This is a genomic window from Spirosoma knui, from assembly GCF_054780635.1.
In genome coordinates this window covers 674823-693141 of the sequence record NZ_BAAGVY010000002.1, presented here as the reverse complement: position 1 = coordinate 693141, position 18319 = coordinate 674823, and the positions used below count along the sequence as shown (strand labels likewise).

The 18319-nt window shown below is 51.5% G+C and carries 13 protein-coding genes; 11 read left to right on the top strand and 2 right to left on the bottom strand.

What is annotated here, in order from left to right:
• Window positions 1-95: 95 nt before the first annotated feature.
• The 11 genes from ACYVIY_RS07600 to ACYVIY_RS07550 all read left to right on the top strand — a co-directional run bounded on the left by ACYVIY_RS07600 (window position 96) and on the right by ACYVIY_RS07550 (window position 16239).
• The gene (locus ACYVIY_RS07600) at window positions 96-506 is read left to right on the top strand and encodes a hypothetical protein (RefSeq protein WP_460975703.1); all 411 of its coding nucleotides are present in this window, start codon (window positions 96-98) and stop codon (window positions 504-506) included.
• A 582-nt stretch (window positions 507-1088) separates the two neighbouring features.
• A complete protein-coding gene (locus tag ACYVIY_RS07595) occupies window positions 1089-1496 on the top strand; it encodes a hypothetical protein (protein ID WP_460975702.1) in 408 nt (135 codons plus the stop codon).
• 75 nt (window positions 1497-1571) lie between these two features.
• Window positions 1572-2471, top strand: coding sequence for a hypothetical protein (locus tag ACYVIY_RS07590; protein WP_460975701.1), 900 nt, complete (start codon window positions 1572-1574; stop codon window positions 2469-2471).
• Window positions 2472-2789: 318 nt separating this feature from the next.
• A complete protein-coding gene (locus ACYVIY_RS07585) occupies window positions 2790-3338 on the top strand; it encodes a GNAT family N-acetyltransferase (protein WP_460975700.1) in 549 nt (182 codons plus the stop codon).
• Window positions 3339-3571: 233 nt separating this feature from the next.
• Window positions 3572-4108 carry a GrpB family protein gene (locus ACYVIY_RS07580; RefSeq protein WP_460975699.1) on the top strand — a complete coding sequence of 179 codons (537 nt, stop codon included), beginning with the start codon at window positions 3572-3574 and terminating at the stop codon, window positions 4106-4108.
• A 118-nt stretch (window positions 4109-4226) separates the two neighbouring features.
• Complete coding sequence (locus tag ACYVIY_RS07575; RefSeq protein ID WP_460975698.1) at window positions 4227-5801, top strand: T9SS type A sorting domain-containing protein; 1575 nt, start codon at window positions 4227-4229, stop codon at window positions 5799-5801.
• Between the two features lie 261 nt (window positions 5802-6062).
• Window positions 6063-6434, top strand: a complete 372-nt coding sequence (locus ACYVIY_RS07570) for a LytTR family transcriptional regulator DNA-binding domain-containing protein (protein WP_460975697.1) — start codon at window positions 6063-6065, stop codon at window positions 6432-6434.
• A 394-nt stretch (window positions 6435-6828) separates the two neighbouring features.
• Entirely contained in the window at window positions 6829-8163 is a 1335-nt protein-coding gene (locus ACYVIY_RS07565) for an agmatine deiminase family protein (RefSeq protein ID WP_460975696.1), read from the top strand.
• A gap of 241 nt (window positions 8164-8404) precedes the next feature.
• A complete protein-coding gene (locus ACYVIY_RS07560; protein WP_460975695.1) occupies window positions 8405-9406 on the top strand; it encodes a hypothetical protein in 1002 nt (333 codons plus the stop codon).
• A 773-nt stretch (window positions 9407-10179) separates the two neighbouring features.
• Window positions 10180-12387: a T9SS type A sorting domain-containing protein gene (locus tag ACYVIY_RS07555; RefSeq protein WP_460975694.1), complete on the top strand. Its 2208-nt coding sequence runs from the start codon at window positions 10180-10182 to the stop codon at window positions 12385-12387.
• 192 nt (window positions 12388-12579) lie between these two features.
• Window positions 12580-16239: a T9SS type A sorting domain-containing protein gene (locus ACYVIY_RS07550; protein WP_460975693.1), complete on the top strand. Its 3660-nt coding sequence runs from the start codon at window positions 12580-12582 to the stop codon at window positions 16237-16239.
• A 152-nt stretch (window positions 16240-16391) separates the two neighbouring features.
• Here ACYVIY_RS07550 and ACYVIY_RS07545 read toward each other — a convergent pair whose 3' ends face one another.
• Both ACYVIY_RS07545 and ACYVIY_RS07540 read right to left on the bottom strand, forming a co-directional pair.
• Window positions 16392-17426 (bottom strand): nucleoside hydrolase, encoded by a 1035-nt coding sequence (locus ACYVIY_RS07545; protein ID WP_460975692.1) that lies wholly within the window; start codon window positions 17424-17426, stop codon window positions 16392-16394.
• A gap of 283 nt (window positions 17427-17709) precedes the next feature.
• Window positions 17710-17916: a DUF6371 domain-containing protein gene (locus tag ACYVIY_RS07540; protein WP_460975691.1), complete on the bottom strand. Its 207-nt coding sequence runs from the start codon at window positions 17914-17916 to the stop codon at window positions 17710-17712.
• Between the last annotated feature and the right edge of the window lie 403 nt (window positions 17917-18319).

The window sequence follows — 18319 nt, the reverse complement described above, 5'->3', positions numbered from 1 at the left end:
TGGTTGGTCTGCATCACTGGCCGATCTATTTTACGACCTGCCCAACCCGCCAAAATACCTTTGTGTCGTAACTAACAAATACGCACAAAGAACCAATGAAAACCGTTCAAAAATCTATCTTATTGGCGCTGGTTTTACTCGGCGCTTATGGGGTGTTGCTCAGCTTGACCGCCCAGGCAGTTCAGGCTCGTCCGACTGATGAGTTAATCAACAAACCCACTCAAATTACCATCGTGAACACGGCTGATCCAACCGTACTTCAGGTGTTGGTGGAAGCGACTAGCACCGGGCCGCTGGTGCTTCAACTCAAAAACCGCGAAGGGTCTACAATCTGGGATTATCAGATTCCGCAAAAGCAGTCAACGTTCCGCTTCCGGCTGAATCTGACCGAAGTTCCCGACGGGCAGTATCAGGTAGTAATCCGTAGAGGCCGGACCCATAAGGTTTATTCGCTGACGCTGGCCACGACTTCTATCCAGACCGTGCGCAACGCGGTTATCTATTAAGCCGTAATGATCGCTGCCTCCGGTTCCTGGCTGCTTTAAGGACCTGCCTCGGCGCTTCGGCTGTTTTTCTTCACAATGCCTCTTTGAGTCAGTCTACGTTTGTCCCAGTCAAGCCAGTTGCCCCTTTAATGATTTTGATTAATCAATGCCTACGGCGGACGATTGCTTCCATCCTATAACAGGCTCATCTCTCGCCGAGCCGTATAGGCTGAAAATCCGATCAGGTTTAGGCCACTTCGCTACGGACAGGTACGCACCTGAACCACAGGAATGTCTAGTTCGCAGTTTGATCACGTAAAAGGTTGCCGGGCAGCTTAACGCAACGCACTCGATTCGGCCGCCAAAGGCAAGCCCTTGCCTCCGTGCAGAACGGTACCGAGGGAAACTGGGAACAGACCTGCGGATTGCGCATCCGCAGGTACCTACCTGATCAATGCCATAACCATACTGAAGGGAAATTACAATCAGATGGGCGTAGAACGTTTACGTCAACCTTAACGCGTGGGCGAAGTACCGACTACGCCACAACTAACCGGGCTAAAGCTGTCCACCATTCATTACAACAACAAATCTCTCTTTACCATGAAAATCAATGTATTACGCATGAGCCGTTACGTTCCAATGAGCTGTTTTGCCTTACTGTCGCTTGTCGATGTGAGCTGTAAGAAACAGGAGGTGGAGGTGACTCCCCAGCCGGATGCGGCTTACCTGATCTGGACCGCCAAGCCCGACGATCAATTTGACCAGATTACCGTGAAAGTAGACGGCAAGACGGTAGGCACCATCAACCGCCCTTTCATCGTCACCCCAAACAAGCCAAAGCCCGATTGCGATGATCGGGGTGGCGGCATCGTATACGTCGAACTAACGGCGGGCGATCACCAGATGGAAGCGACCGGACAGTTGAATGGGAAACCCGCCGGGCACTGGCAGGGTAACCTCCACGCAGAGGCCAATTACTGCAAATTGATGAAGCTTAATCACCAATAATTTTTAATCACCGACAGTCAATCAACCTGTCGACTGTCGGCATTTTCACCTCTCAATCCAAAACGAATTCATTTTATGAAACCAGTATTTATGTCGGCACTTTTGCTCGGCTCACTACTTTCAGGGGGGGCTCAAGCCCAGAACTCTGTTGAATCGTATCAGACCGGCACAACCAGCACGGGCGTCATTAACCAGATAGGTACCCAAAATAAGGCGTATACCTACCAGAACACCGACCAAAGTTCCATTGTGATTACCCAGGGCGTGGCCAATGACGCGGCTCATGGCAACGAAGTTTACGTGCGGCAACTGGGCGCTGGTCATTACAGTGAGGCAATCGTTTTCCAATCCGGCGATAAAAGCAAAGCTACTATTGAGCAACTGGGTCTGAAAGACAAGGGCGTCATCAATCAGACGGGAAACAATAACTACGGCTTAATTTATCAGGACTCCGGCGATGACCAGAATGAAGGCATAATCAACCAATCTGGCAATCTGAATCAGGCCACCATTCGGCAGGAAGGCAGCAACCAGAACAAAGGGTCAATTCTGCAATCTGGTAACAGCAATAAAGCTGGTATTGAACAAGAAAGCTACTTAAGCGAAGCCTACATCGTGCAGAGTGGCAACAGCAATCAGGCGTCTGTTTCCCAAAGGTTTTCGCCCGGAGCGGTGGTTAACATTACGCAGGGTGGCAACTCTAACCGGGCGGAAGCGTATCAAAGCGGTCCGGCAAGTGGCAGTCGGACCTCTATCACCCAGAACGGGAACAAGGGGCTGGTTGAGACTCGTCAGTTAGGTATGAATAACGTAATTACGGTGATGCAGGAATCAGGCTTTACCAACATCGCCAATGTGTTGCAAACGGGCATTGACAACCGGGCGACGATCACCCAGGCAGGAGACGGGAACCTAGTGAAGGTGGAGCAGTTGGGCAACGGCAATCAATTAACCATTAGCCAAAATCACCCTTAAAGTTCTGGATCATTAGGAGCCTTTTAGGTATACGACAACGTAAAGCAGGTAATCTACCTAAAAGGCCCTACCTATCCCACCCAGTTTTATCTGCTTTATTGCCCCACTCTGACGCTTCACCTACTTTTTTTGTTGGCTTCCATAAGGTCAGGCTAAGTTTGCCCTTGTCAAATGCTAAACTAACTCGAAATCGTCGGGACAGCCTTTCGATTTATGCTCACCCAGGTGGTCGTCAACATGCAGAGACGATTAGCGTTTGTCCGACCAGCCGACAACGCTGATTGAAACCAAACCCAAATACAAGAACCAACTACATCCATGCTTACTCTACACACCAACCGTTTACGTCTGATTCCCCTGAATGCAACGGAGTTGAAGGCACTGGCCGAGAGTCGCTCCGAACTGGAAGCTCGCCTGGGCTTAATCCCTTCCAACCTCACTCTGAACCCGGCCTATGACTTTATGGCTGAATTTACGGAGGCTATACAAGAGCACGTACTGCCCCAGGTCATGGCTCATCCCGATCAGTGGCTATGGTATACACACTGGCTACTGGTAGATAGTATGCTCAACCGGACCGTGGGCGGCATTGGCGCATCGGGGCCACCCGACCAGCAGGGTCAGACGATGATCGGCTACTTCACGGATCAGGCATTTGAAGGGCAGGGCTACATGAGTGAAGCCGTAGGGCGGTTTGTGGCGTGGTTGTCCGAGGAGCCAACGCTACGGGCTGTCATCGCCGATGTCCCCGTTGAGCACCGGGGTACCCAACGCGTGTTGGAGAAAAACGGTTTCGTCCGTACGAGTGAAGCCCAGGGCGAATACCGCTACTGCCGCGCCACCGACCATCCGTCATCAAATACATAGGCTTCCTGATACCCAATCAGCCTGTTGAAACCAGTAGTTGCTTGCTTACTCCCTCATTGGTAAGCTTGGCCACTTTTGCTCAGGCCCTATAACATTTCGCTTTACAAGGCGTGGCTCGTAACGGCTCCAGCCAGCCCATTGCCCAGCCCAGCGCGAGTGTTCGGCCCGCTATCCATCAAGGTTCTGTCTGTCAACGACGCTACCGTCTATGGTTGGCGGGACATTACGTATCTATGCCTGTTTATCCTGTTATTATCCAGCCATATAGTCCAGAATGGCCCAAATGGGCATACGAGAAGGCCCAACAACTTAAGGAAGGGCTAAACTCAAATCTGGCGGCCGTGGAACATGTTGGCTCAACAGCCATACCTGGCTTAGCCGCTAAGCCAATCATCGATTTGATGCCGGTTGTTTATCAGTTAGACACACTGGACCAACAGCGGCCTATCCTTGAGTCATTTGGGTATGAATGGTATGGAGAATATAGAATTGCCCAACGGCGATTTTGTGTCTTACCGGGGCCTACCGGAGATCCAGTCGTTCATCTTCACTTCTTTCCGCTTACGTCTGCCGATATAGATCGACACGTAGCGTTTCGTGATTATTTAAGGGCTCATCCAAACCTGGCACAGGCCTACCAGTCTGAGAAACTTCGGGCAGCTCGACTGCGTCCTTTCGATGCGCAGGCTTACCATTCAGAGAAAGCAGGCTGGATACAACAACATGAAATTCAGGAGCTTGACTGGTACACTAGAAATCATTATCACTAAAAGACAGACAGCTAAGGGCTTGCTCACTTCAGGATATCGTAGGCGGCCAACCACCAAACCACAAGGGTTGACGCGTGATCAGTCCTAATCAATTCTCAATAAAAGACCATTCACTATTATGAAATCATTCCTTCTTTTTCTCTGGCTGGGTCTGTTGTCCCTGTACGCTGGAGCCCAATCTCTGTCACCCGCTGGAAACGGCTCCGCAGGCAGAGGTTCACTCGGTTGGCTTGTGGGTAAGCTGGCGGTTATTCATTCGCTTAAGGCTACGACCAGTCCACCTACTCCAACGCTAAGCTTCAGCGTATCTTCGGTGGTGGGTTTGACTACCCTGAAGGGGTCACCATCAGAGGCCGTCATGTATGTGGTTAGTGGGCAGCACTTCAGTCAGCCATCCACGATTTTGCAGGTAACCGCACCTGCGGGTCTTGAAGTAAGCACTCAGGAGTCAGGTCCCTTTTCTGCTCAACTGAATGTCAATGTAGCCGTTAATCCTGACGGTACGCTTCAGCAATCACTCTATATTCGCCTGGCCGCGTCTCAACAACTTGGGGGAGTGTCTAAGGACATACAGCATTCGTTCAATCAGGGAACTACGTCAGCTAAGTTACACGTAATTGGCATCGTGAATCCAATCCCGGGGCCCTACACAGCTAAGCTGACCCCAAAGCCCCTCGCTCCGTTTTCGACCGTGTTGGGAACGCCCTCTGGCGTTCAATCCTACACATTTACCGGCGAGAACTTTGATTTAAGTACCGCGGGAGTTCACGTAAAGCCACCAGCAGGTTATGAAGTGAGCCAGCAGAGCGGAGGGCCGTTTACCAGCACCTTGAACGTATATACGAAGGTGGTTAATGGAAAATTCAGGTTTACGGCCTATGTTCGCTTAACCGGTGGGGCAACCGGGCCCTTTACCGGCTTTGTGGATAATATCCTATTGGATAAGTTCGGCAGCGCTACCCAACCCGTCGCAGGGGTGGTCCTGCCCCCAACGCACACGCTCACGGCGAATCCATCCAGCTTCATCAGTATGAGCGCTACAGTCGGGGCATCGCTGCCTGGTACGCCCTTCACCCTGTCGGGCACAGGCTTCAGTTCAATCCTTACCTACTCGGCCTCGGTAAAAGCCCCGTCGGGCTATGAGCTTAGCCAACACAGTAATGGTCCGTTTAGCCCGACGATGAATTTTTTCATGAAAGGTAATAACGCAGGTCAGGTTAACAAAACGCTCTACGTTCGACTCAAGACAACCTCGTTTGGCACCTACAGCGGCAACGTCATCGTGGAGCTTACGGCACTCAAACTGGCGGCTGTCCTACCCGTCAGTGGGCAGGTGTATCACCCAGGGCCGACGCCGACTGTTAACCAGACGAGCCCTCCGCCCGTCGAAACCTCTCAGGTCGGTTCTACATCCGTCCCGGCAGAGGCTGAGCTGTTTGCCGGGCTTCATGCGGGCGTGTACCCTAACCCAATTAACGACACGTTTATACTGAGCCTCGACGGAGTGGCCAACCAGTCCGTGCAACTGCTGCTGACCGACTTTAGGCGTCAGCCCATCCTGAACCGGATCGAACCAGTGCCCACGAACCACCATGAACTGCAACTGCGGCTCGGCGACCGTCCACCCGGTATATATATCCTGACGATTAGTACTCCTCAGCAGATGCAGAGTCTACGCCTGTTAAAACGCTAAATTCATGGCCTAGTCCAGCAAACTAACCGACTCACTCGGCGCCCCATCCTCTCGATTACCGTTCCAACGAACTGTGCCATCTTAGCACGAGCCGAATAGGGTCCAAATCACAATCCGCTAGCATAGACCCGCAATTAAAGATGCAGCGCTAAACCGTAGTGGAGTCGATCGAATGGTGATCGACTCCATTACGGTTTAGCGCTGCTAACCCAAACTGTTGCTGCTCAACGCACCTGCTTTCCTGTTTGTTCATTCTCATTGATGGAAATCCCACCAACCTGTTCATCCGACCCATTAACGGCCACACGATGGCTAATCTTTCGTAACTCAATCTGTTTGCACCGGATTGATGTAAACGATATTATGTACTGCGAGTCAAACAATCACGCCATTCACATCTATTGCTCGCAGCAGGACCACCTGCATGTACCAGGTGTCACCTTAGATGGCCTGTCAAAGCTGTTGCCGGTCGCTCAGTTCGTACGTATCGGCAAAAGCCATATTATCAATCGAGAGATCATTAGTTACCTCACCAGAACCCCCACGCCCCTATGCCGTCTGGTCCTAGGCGGGCGGCAGATCGACCTGCCCTTATACGCCAGTAACGTAGAGCGGTTAGAAAAAGCCCTTTAAGAAGTGTTACGTTGGTTGGGTTAAGGCAGTTAAATTAAAGACGCTCAGTTGTACGACTATAAAGACCCAATCAATCTAAAATTCCTACTGACTGATAGTTATATCTGAATTGAACACGCGAAAGCTTTATTCAGACATGTAACCTGCCTTCATCCGGCAACGTCTTAGCCATCGGACGTACCCATCAGGCCTACAGAGAACTGCTTGTCTTTTCCTTCCCGATTTCGCTCACTTTATTGGCTCAGCCTGACGTTTCACCTGCTTTTTTTCGTCGGCCCGGCTAGGTTGACGCTACGTTTGCCTTCGTAAATCAATCACTTCCTGCTGCGGATCACCCCATCTGCTTTGAGTAAACCTCCTCTGACTGGTGGAGCCGTGTTAACCAATTAAACCAATGAACAAAAGGAGTATTCGCGTAGTTGCCTGGGGCCTGCTCGCCCTGTCGTTGACCAATTGCCACCCCGACCCTGTTGATCCGGAAACCTGCGAAGCGGATGCGGCAGCCTTTTATATGCCCGCCGAGTTTGAACCGCTGGCTTCCATCTGGCTATCAGCGCCTACGGTTCGTTACAAACACGATCTATCCATGTGGGCAGTGCAGGCCACCATGTTGAAAGAGATTCTACCAACAACGACGAAAGTTGATTACGCCATCAACACGCAGGCCGACGTGGATTCACTGAAAACCGCTTTATCGAGTTTGGGGGTTTCTGCTGCCTCTATCGACGCAGCGATTCGATTCCACCCCGTTTCCCACGGCGATTTGTGGATTCGCGACACGGGCGGTACGTTCATGAAAAGCAAAAAAGGTGGCTATCAGGTGGTGGACTTCGACTTCGACGCTTACCGGATGAAGGACTACGTAACGGATGAAAGCTACGCCATTTACCAGCTCGACAACAACGTTTCCTATGGAACGGCGGCTGCCAAGGGTGCCAGTGTACGCAGTTCATCCCTGATAACAGAAGGGGGTAACCTGCACTTTAACGGTAAAGGAACCCTCATCACCATCAAGAAATCGCTGATGGCCAGCAATCCTACCATGAGCCTGCCTCAAATTGAAGCGGAACTCAAACGGGTCTTCAATCTCAAAAAGGTCATTTTCCTGAACGAAACCACCGGAACCGATGGGCACCCGGTACTGGAATCGCCCCGGTTGGTGAAGGGCCAGTATCAGTTCAACCTGGGCGTATGGCACGCCGATGAGATGGTATCCTGGGTCAATGCCAACACCGTGTTGCTGCCACAAATACCAGCCGCCGAACTAAGTGAGGGCAATCCGTTCACCCAGAAGAGCTATCAGGCGCTCGAAGATGCCTACGAGGTTCTGTCAAAGGCTACCGATCAGGACGGCAAGCCACTCACCGTGATTCGGGTACCTGAACCCAGCCCGATTGTAGTCGAACTGACGCCAAACGATGTAATGTATACTTTTCTGAAAAGCCTGAAGGGTATTCAGCACTTCTCGACCGATGGTGGCCCTATTCAATATGTGATGGCAGCCAGCTACATGAATTATGTGGTAACCAACGATGTGGTACTGATTCCTAAGTTTTACAAACCAGGCCGGGAATCGAGTTTGCAGCAGAAAGACGAAGCCTTTCGCCAGGTCATTATGAGCGTTTACCCGAACCGGCAGATCAAACAGATTTACGTAGACGCCCTAACGGTTAGTGGGGGTGGTATGCACTGCATCACCCAGCAGGTACCCGCCCCGGAGAAGAACTGAGTACAAAATGGATTAGATAAACATGCAAAAGGGACGCCACATTGAGCGTCCTTTTTTGCTTGTTCATCCTGGACAAAAGTCAAATACGTTTAACAACGGACAAACTGGTGCGCCTATCATCGTACGATCTAAAAGACCGGTTTGACGAGGTGACACGCCTATTTGTGCAGCTGGCTTTTTTTAGATGGTAATGCGTTTATTATTTAGTTCGTAGTTCCTGTATCAAATCCAACTTCACCCTATGAATTATTCCCAAGTAAGCCTGCTGCTGCTCGCTGGTGCTGCTTTTTGTTGCCAGACCGAGCCTTCTCAACCACCACATCCTGCCGGGGCTTCCCGCACGGCGGCCCCCTGCTCAGTCACCTTGGCGGATGTAGAACGAACACCTATTTTTCCGGTCAATAATCCCTGGAATACGGCCGTCAATACGGCTCCAGTCGACAGCCGCTCAAGCGCGATTATCAACCTGCTGGCGCAGAACAATCCGCGTTTGCTGGCAAACTTTGGCAGTGGCCTGTACGAAGGAGTACCGATTGGTATCCCTTACGTTCCCGTATGTGCAAGCCAGCCTAAAGTGCCGATAACGTTTCGCGCTGACGACTACGATGGCAACTATGGGTCGGAAAGTGACCCTGGCCCCTACCCCATTCCGCTGAATGCCCCCATTGAGAACAATGGAGAAGACGATAGCCACGTAATCGCCGTGGATGTAGACAATCGGAAAGTGTATGAGCTCTACAATGCCAGCCGGACGGCTAACGGGTGGGCCGCTTCCTCAGGGGCTATCTTCGACCTAGCAAGCAACGCCAGCCGCCCAGAAGGGTGGACCTCCGCCGATGCTTCGGGGTTGAGCATTTTGGCAGGGCTGGTCCGCTACGAAGAAGTAAAAACGGGCGTCATTGATCATGCGATTCGATTTACCCTGCGCCGGTCGAAGGTGAGCAACAACTATGTCTTTCCGGCTAGCCACAAGGTAAACGGCACTAACCGGAACACCAGTGCCCCTACCCCAATGGGCATGCGGCTCCGGCTCAAAGCCAATTTTGACGTAACGCCGTATTCAGCAACCAACCGCGTAATTTTAACCGCTATGAAGAAGTACGGTATTATCCTGACCGACATCGGTTCTGATTTTTTTATTAGCGGTGCTCCCGATGAGCGCTGGAATAATGACGACCTTAATAAACTACGTAACCTTAGGGCCACGAATTTCGAGGTGATTCAACTGGGGACTATTAAGTAAGCGGATTATATGAGCTATGGCCAAGTTTGACCGTAAGGTTGAACTTGGCCATAGTCTTTTCAGGTGGGTTGGTTTGCTCAGTAAGGCACTCGTATTCAGTCTGTAGCGCAGCGGTTAGCAGTTGGTACGCGCCTGCATAATTTCTATTTATAGTTTAACGTACACAAACGGGTTTAATCGAGCTATCCGTTACGTATGAACACAGGTAATCCCTGATGTAAAGTGACCGAGACTATTTCAGGTCTTTCAATTATTCCATGACCTGAATGAGCCATTGTCCGAGAAAGTTCCAGTATAAATTAGCGGCTGGCTATTACTCCAATTAGACAGTCATATCCTGCGTTACGGCGGGTATTATCAGGCTAGGCATTACGCAAAAATGATACCCGCGCCATTCACAGGTCTGATCATTGCTCCCTCGTTTTGCTTGCTTCAATTGCCCCGACTGACGCTTCGCCCGTTTTTATTCGTCATGCCCTGCCGACACGGGCTACGTTTGCCTCATCCATTCCGGATTCTCCTGTAAACCCTTGATTGTGTTACGTCTGTAAACAGCACTGCTTTTCCCGAGTGCTGCTTGTATCCTGCTCAAGCAGGCAGGTACGAGTTGAATCCGGTGCAACTCCGGAGCAGGACTGTTTAGCCATTAGTCAACTTAATATTCACTCCTCTTCATATCTCTTTCTAAATCAGACAATATGCTACATAATTATCTCAGTACTCGACTTCTCGTTTCGACCAGCTGTTGGTCTCGTTGGCTGGCTTTGAGCCTAATGCTCTTATTGTCAGCTCCTCTACTGGCTCAGACCTGGACGGGTGCCACAAACACCGACTGGTCTAATCCCAATAACTGGATTCCAAGCAACGTACCCACCGCTGACAGTGATGTTATCATTCCGGAAGTAGCCAATAGCCCCGTTATTGGATGGAACACGGCAGCCCTCGCCAACTCAGTACATATCGAATTTAAAGGAGCGCTGACAATCAGTAGCTCAGCTACGTTAACCATCAATGGGTCAATGCAGCTAGTCAATGGGTCAAAGGTTGCTTTCTACAGCAGGGGCACCGTGGTTAACAATGGCTTGTTGAGCATTGGCGCTACCACTTCCTCGGCAGATATTGGCCTTTATAACCGAGCCCTCTTCACGAATGGTTTAGGTAGTCAGCTCCAGATTAACGGGTTCAACTCAATGGGGTTGCTTAACGGCGAGGGCACCTTTACTAATGCAGCCCAAATTGTGATTGGGGATAAGGGTTCTATAGGAGATGTCGGTATTCAGAACATGGCCACGTTCAACACGACTCCAGATAGCCAGATCAGCCTGAATAATTGCTCCTCTGCCGGACTATTGAACCATATTGGTAGCTTTACCAATTCAGGTAGAATTACGATTGGCGCAATAGGATCTGTGAGCGTGGATGGCCTCTACAATAGTGGTTCCTTCAGCAACCTCACAGGCGGCTATATCCAGATTGATCGTTCCTCCTACATTGGGTTATGGAACACTGGCAACACTTTTATTAACTCAGGTAATATCATTATTGGTGCTAATGCTCCCGTGGGTGAGCACGGTCTTGTTAACGGATCGGTATTTTATAACATGCCAGGGGGACAGCTTCACATTGATAACGCTACCAAATACGGACTAGCCAATGGAGGTAAATTCAATAACTCGGATCGTGTTATCATTGGCGCTAAAGCGGCTGTTGGTCAGAATGCCCTTTTCAACTCAAATGTCTTCACCAATGTCACAAGCTGTGCTAGCCTGACGATGCATGCTAGTCTCAACAACTCGGGTACGTTGACTAATCAGGGATTAATGACTGTAAAGACGACTCAAGAGCACACCAACTCGTACCTGACTAACAACGGCACACTGGTTTACCCACAGGGTAACCCCATCCCTAATGTAAGTAATAACAAGCTCATAGCCCTTCCCCTTTCTACCGACTGTGGGCTTCTCACGGCTAGCCCAGCCTTGCAGATTGGAATCAATAATAATCTCCTTGTCGGCTCTAGCTGGTATAAAGATGCGGGCTTAACTACGGTGGCGGGCACTTATACGGCCAATACGTTTACAGCTACCAATCCCGTCTCGGCGGACGTATTCCCGGTCTATTTTACGGTCACCGATCCGGTTAATTACTGTCCGCAAACGGTATCCGTGCCTGTAACGGTCAACGTCTCTCCCCAAGCGGCATTAACCAACTCCGGTCCCCTATCCTTTACCAACACTCCTGTTACGCTGAGTACTCCGTCTAGTCCAGCCTACAGCTACAGCTTTAGTTTAGGGGCTACCCAGCAGGGAACCCCAAACACGGCTACCGTAACCACGCCTGGAGTGTATTCGGTGACGGTAACCAACGCAAATGGCTGCACGGCCATCGCTTCGACCACGGTGCTGGGCGGCAACAGCCCTACCGTATGCCGGGGTGGTACAGCGGTGATTAACGTCGTAGTGGCTGGCAGCCCCGTCAAGTATGAGTGGTACAAGAACAGTCTAACCACACCCAAGATCATGGAGTCGCCCCAGTTGTTCCGAGGTACGGCTACCTCAAGCTTAACGCTGATCAACGCCCAGAGCAACACTCAGGGTAACTTTTATCTTAAAGCAACGGATCAGTCAGGCACTGTAAGCATCTACGGCCCCTATCGCTTAACGGTCGATGGCAGCTGCCGAGCCCGAGAAGTGGCCCAACCGGAAACACCTTGGCAGGTGGAGCTAGCGCCTAACCCTATCCAGCAGGACCGACTGCGGGCAGTGGTACGTGGTGCTGAGGGACGTTCCTTGCAGGTCGAACTGATTGATTTAAGCGGTAAGCCCATCCGGCAGCAGCGTTGGCAGCAGGCAGAATCTCAACAGGTGATTGATTGGGATTTGCAAGCCCAAAGTTCGGGTCTATACTTGTTACAGGTGATCAGTGAAGCTGGCGCAAGTGTACCTGCTCAACGCCAGAGCCTGAAAGTGATAAAGCTCTGATGGATTCATGTATGTTTCCATACATATTATAGTGTATCAAGCCCGGTTAATCATGGCCGGGCTTTTTGTGCCCTTTACCTTCCGTCTAGTAACTATACATGGCTATTTAGGACGCGATTTATAACTAGCGCATATACCTTGTGTATCTTTACTGAGAATATGATTCTTTATTACTTAGTAGATCGATCGCTTATGAAGCACCTGTTTACTTTTCTGCTGGTATTTATGAGCTGGCCGAGTATCTCATTGGTTCAGGCACAACACAATTTTTCAGATAACAGTCGTCGGAATGTTCTCCGCACCAGATCAGTTACGATCACGAGCCAGCTTGGAACATCTACTTTACCAGCTAGAGCAACCATCACGCGCCCAGCCCCAAGTGGTCGACTGGCGGCTATCACAACGGCAACCTTTTCCTATACCGGTTCCATTGTAACCTGGATCGTGCCGACAGGCGTCACCTCATTGACTATAGAAGCCAGAGGAGCGGAAGGAGGTAATAACCCTAGTTCAGCGTTTCGGCCTGGTAAGGGAGCCATCATCACGGCTACGGTGCCTGTTACTCCTGGTCAATCGCTAAGTATTCTAGTGGGAGGGCGTCCTACATCAAACCTAAGCAGTGGCGGGGGCGGTACGTTTGTTGTCACTACAAATAATCAACCGCTAGTCATCGCCGGAGGGGGCGGTGGGAGTGGTTCTGTCAATGATTCGCAGCAAAAGCAGGGACAGGCAGGGCGGAATGGTGGAGCGGGTGCTGACGCTGACGGCAGTGGTGGTACAGGGGGAAATGGAGGAAGAACTCCCAGTATTTATGGAGCTGGTGGAGGTTTACTAACAGATGGCGAGGGTCTTAGCAACAGGGGCGGCAGAGCGTTTATCAACGGAGGCATCGGTGGTTACCAGGGCGGTGGTTTTGGTGGGGGCGGCACAGGCAGTGGCACTACTGTAGGAGGAGGGGGCGGTGGTTACTCGGGCGGTGGTGGCGCAGGGTTTAGCAGTGGCGTAGGTGGTGGTGGCGGCTCTTATTTCGAAGACCCGGCGGGCACCACCCGAACTGGACCCGATGATGGTAACTCGGGCAATGGCCAGGTCATCATTTCTTATGCCCCCCCCTGCTCAGCCTTCACAGCACAACTCAACAGCAGCGGGCCGTTGACCTGTGCCACTACCTCGGTTCAACTTTCGGCTACAAGTGGTCTGGAAGGGGCTAGCTACAAATTTATTGGGCAGGGCCTGTCGGGGGAACCAACCTCTTCATCGGCGATTTCAGTGACCGCATCGGGTAGTTATTCGGTGACAGTGACCAATCCCGGCGGCTGCTCAGCAACGGCAACCACAGCGGTACTTAGTAATCTGGCGACTCCTCAGAACGTAACTTTGAGTAGTAGTGGTACCCTCACCTGCGCTCAGACTAGTGTCAGTCTAACGGCGGGCAGCACTACGCAAGGGGTGGCATATAATGTTGTCGGCCCTGAAGGCTTTAGCGCCAGCGGACCAACAATTAGCGTGAACCGACCGGGAACTTACACCCTCACGGTAACAGGCGCTAACGGATGTACGGCCATCCAGACCACCACTGTGGAAAGCAATACGCTTGCTCCTACGATAAGCGACTTGAGTAACCAAGGGCCTCTGACCTGTCTCAACACCGACGCAACCGTTTCTGCCATAGGTACCGGCTTCGACTCATTTTCGGTAAGTGGACCGTCGGGGACTCGTGACTTTGTACAAACGGCTACTGGCTTAACCTTCAAAGCTACTCAATCCGGAGTCTACAGCGTTACCCTGACCAACACGGCCAACGGTTGTGCAGCCGTGGCCTCCACAACCGTTGGTAACAACACAACTCCTCCTCAGAATCTAACTCTAGTCCAGGATGGATCGATCACCTGCATTAAGACAACTGTGCTACTCACCGCGACTAGCAGTACTACGGGCTTGCTGAGTTACAACTTTGAGGGTCCTTATGCCATCACGCAAACCGGTACTGCTAGTGCTACGGTTAGCGGCCCCGGCACCTACACCGTAACCGTAACGGGGCCTAACGGTTGTACAGCTTCGGCCACGACTACCGTCGTGAGTAACACATTAGCCCCTGATGCTGAGTTAGTAAGTCCGGGTACGGTTACCTGCGCCAACCCCGTAGTGACGCTATTGGCTACGCCTGCCAACCAGAGCAGTTACGTCTTCTCCGGTCCTGGACTAGATCAGAATGGTACCAGTGCAACAGCCTCTGTAACAGCTGGCGGTCTCTACTCAGTTACCGTTACGGGTGCCAACGGCTGTTCAGCTGTAGCCACCACTACTGTAGAAAGTAACACCTCTGCCCCTGAGAACGTAAGCTTAACCAACAATGGTCCGCTAACCTGTGCACAAACCAGCGTTACCCTCAGTGCTACCAGTAGCTCAAGCGGTCTGCTCAGCTACACCTTTGCCGGACCGGGTCTAATCAGCCAGGACGGAGGTTCCATGGCTATGGCTACTGAAGACGGCCTCTATTCCGTCATCATTACAGGGGCTAATGGTTGTACGGCTTCAGCTACCACTACTGTGGAAAGTAATACGCTTTCCCCCCAGGCCACCTTGATCAACTCGGGCACGTTGACCTGTGCTAATCCCACAGTGACGTTAACCGCAACGCCTTCTGGTCAAAGCAATTACGTTTTTACAGGCCCGGGTTTCTCTCAGAGCGATACCAATCCGATGGTTATGGTCTCCGAAGGGGGCACCTATTCAGTGATAGTCACCGGGTCCAATGGCTGCACGGCTACAGCAACGACCACGGTCAGCAGCAACACGGCAGCTCCCGCTAACCTGAGTCTGATGGCTAGTAATACTCTCAGTTGCAGCCAGCCTACGGCTACCCTGACAGCTTCCGCTACGACCGACACCCCTCCCCTAACCTACCGATTCGCGGGACCTAGCGGCCCCCTTTCGGCCACGGCCAACTTAACGACGGTCAGCAGCGAAGGAACTTACTCAGTGACAGCGACAGCCGCCAACGGTTGTTCAGCAAGTGCTACGACCAATGTCAGCGGTAACAACGTAGCGCCCGGTGTCAACCTGAGCAACTCAGGTCCCTTGTCCTTTACCAACACCAACGTAACGCTAACGGCCACAACCAATCCAGGCGGTCTTTATAATTATAGCTTTAGTCAGGGTGCTACCCAGCAAGGCAGTAGTAATACGGCTACGGTCACCACAGCGGGTGTTTACTCGGTGACCGTTACCCGACAAGACAACGGCTGTTCATCAACCGCTTCTACCACCGTACTGGGAGGTAACAACCCAACGGTGTGTAGAGGAGGAACAGCCGTGATCAGTGTAGCGGTAGAAGGTGATCCGGTCAAATATGAGTGGTACAAGAACAGCCTGACTACCCCCAAGATCATGGAAACGCCCCAGCTCTTCCGCGGTACAGCAACCAGCAGCTTGACACTGATCAACGCCCAGACTAACACCCAGGGCAACTTCTTTTTGAAAGTCACAGACCGATCAGGTACGGTCAGGGTTTATGGACCGTATCGTTTGACAGTGGACGCCAGTTGCCGGGCTAGAGAAGTGGCTCAACTGGAAACACCTCTGCAAGTGGAACTAGCACCTAACCCCATCCAGCGGGATCGATTGCGGGCAGTGGTACGGGGTGCAGAGGGACGTTCGTTACAGGTCGAACTGATTGATTTAAGCGGGAAGCCCATCCGGCAGCAGCGTTGGCAGCAGGCAGAATCTCAACAGGTGATTGATTGGGATTTGCAAGCCCAAAGTTCGGGTCTATACTTGTTACAGGTGATCAGTGAAGCTGGCGCAAGTGTACCTGCTCAACGCCAGAGCCTGAAGGTGGTCAAGCCGTAAACCTTTAATATTTCAATAAAAAAGGTCCAGCGATTAATCGCCGGACCTTTTTTATTGCCTTCTGGTATGCCCATGAGGTTTCGAAGAACGATCTGGAGAGTGAATCCGCAGAATCTACATAATTTACCAGTAGTGTACAATTTACCTTTACCTTAAGGATTCATAAGGTCGAGCTTGGCGAAAAAATCGTCGAACATCAAATGGATATCCAGTTGAGTATAAACCCGAATGGGCCGACCCTTGTGGTTGGTGGTATATACTCCACTCGAATTAATGCGTGGTGCCTGCCGAATAACGTATTGGCTCGATGATGGGTCCGGCTCAAAAAACGATTGCAAGGCGGTAAGCAACACCAGCGGACTGTCACCCAGGATGTACGTTTCGCCGATGTTGATGAACCGCTGGATGCGCGCCATCAGGGTTTCGAGCGCCCCGCTTAGGTACGCTCCGGTTTTCCCCCTGGGCTTCACCTTTGTGAGCAATTGCGCGTACGATAACAGACACTGCCGGTACACGTTGCGGGGCACTTGCCAAAGCGGTAACGCTGACCTATTGAAGACGGCACGGGCAGCTGCCTGGTCAATGTTGAGGTTATATTCCACTTCCGAATAGCCCGGTGGCGGGGTGGCCAGCTCAGCGTATTCAGGACCACCAATCCAGATCAAAGTGAGTTTGTCAGCAATTTGCGGATTGGTCAGCACGGCCGACGCTATTTCAGTTAAGCCAGCCCCACACACTACGTACAGGGGCAATTTGGTGTCGGTACGCAGGGCTTCGCGAATGATGAAATTGACAGCCTCATTTCTGACGGGTGTGCTATCGTTGACCATTGCCGTATTTGACCCCGCCAGAACGGGAATGGTACTGCCCACGTTCATAACCTGCATTAACTCCCGTGCTTTTTTGGCGGCATTATCAGCCTGTGTTTTCGAATTATCAAATCCATCACTGGCGTTCAGGTGCGACCCAATTATGGCCCGTACTTCGACCGAAGGCGACAACAGCAGGTGAGCCAACTGAAACAGCCCGTCGGGATCACCACTGAAATCGTTATCGACGATAACGCGCATTCGGGGCGCTACCGTGGCCAGCCCCTTAGGCTGACCAAAGAGGTGAAGCGGGATAAACAGGCAGAGTACAAAGGCCAGCCCGTAGTACCGGTGCTGGTGTCTGATTTGTCGGAGCATTAGATAAGCACGTTTTGAATTGAGGTGTAAACTACGAGGAATGCCCCGATTTTTGTTCGTGATCGAATGGGCTCGTGGGCAAACGAAATATACTCCAGCATCTTGAACAGGTCGCCATTTTCGGCCAGAACCAGTCGCTGTAACGTAATGAGTTTGCCTTTGGCAAACGCTTCGGCCAGTTTTCCAGTAGCGTATTGTGAGTCATGGGGCCCTCAGCACTATTCTGTCCACGGTTATCGTAAACCCCTGCCCGATCAGGTCTTCGGTTACGCGGTTCCAGCGCTCAAACCCGCTTCCGTCTTTCGACAGATCCAAACACAGTTCGATCCGGCGATCTCGGACCGGAGCCAATTGTTCTGCATTGAGGTGAGACAGGAACCCCAACCGCCAGCCAGCCAAAACCAGAAAAATAAAGCGTGCGGATAACCGCCGTTTTCGGCGCTTCAACGATAGCCACTTTAACCCTATGGAGCGTATTGTCTAACGGCATGATCTGCAACTCGTCGATATACCAGAAGGCACAGGCTCCCGGCCATCAACTCGACGTACCGATGTTGAACTAGTTCAGCAGCAACAGGTATACCGACATGCCGACGTAACAAACGGGCGAACGGGTTACGTTCGTACTGACGTAACGGCTGCTCAATCACCTCCTGAGGTATGGTACAGATTGAAACCAGATTGGGTTTGAGTGGAGTTACGGCCGATCCTGTGGCCGGACTTTCGAACAGAAAATCGGCTACGCATTCCGCCTGCTCAAGGATAGCGCCTTCTTCCTGGATTAATCACGTAATGACGCGTTGTTTTGATTCGCCTTTATATGTCTACTTACGGCTGACTTAAACCAGATTTTTGGAATAGAGTCCAGACGGGCGATGGCTTTATTTTTTAGC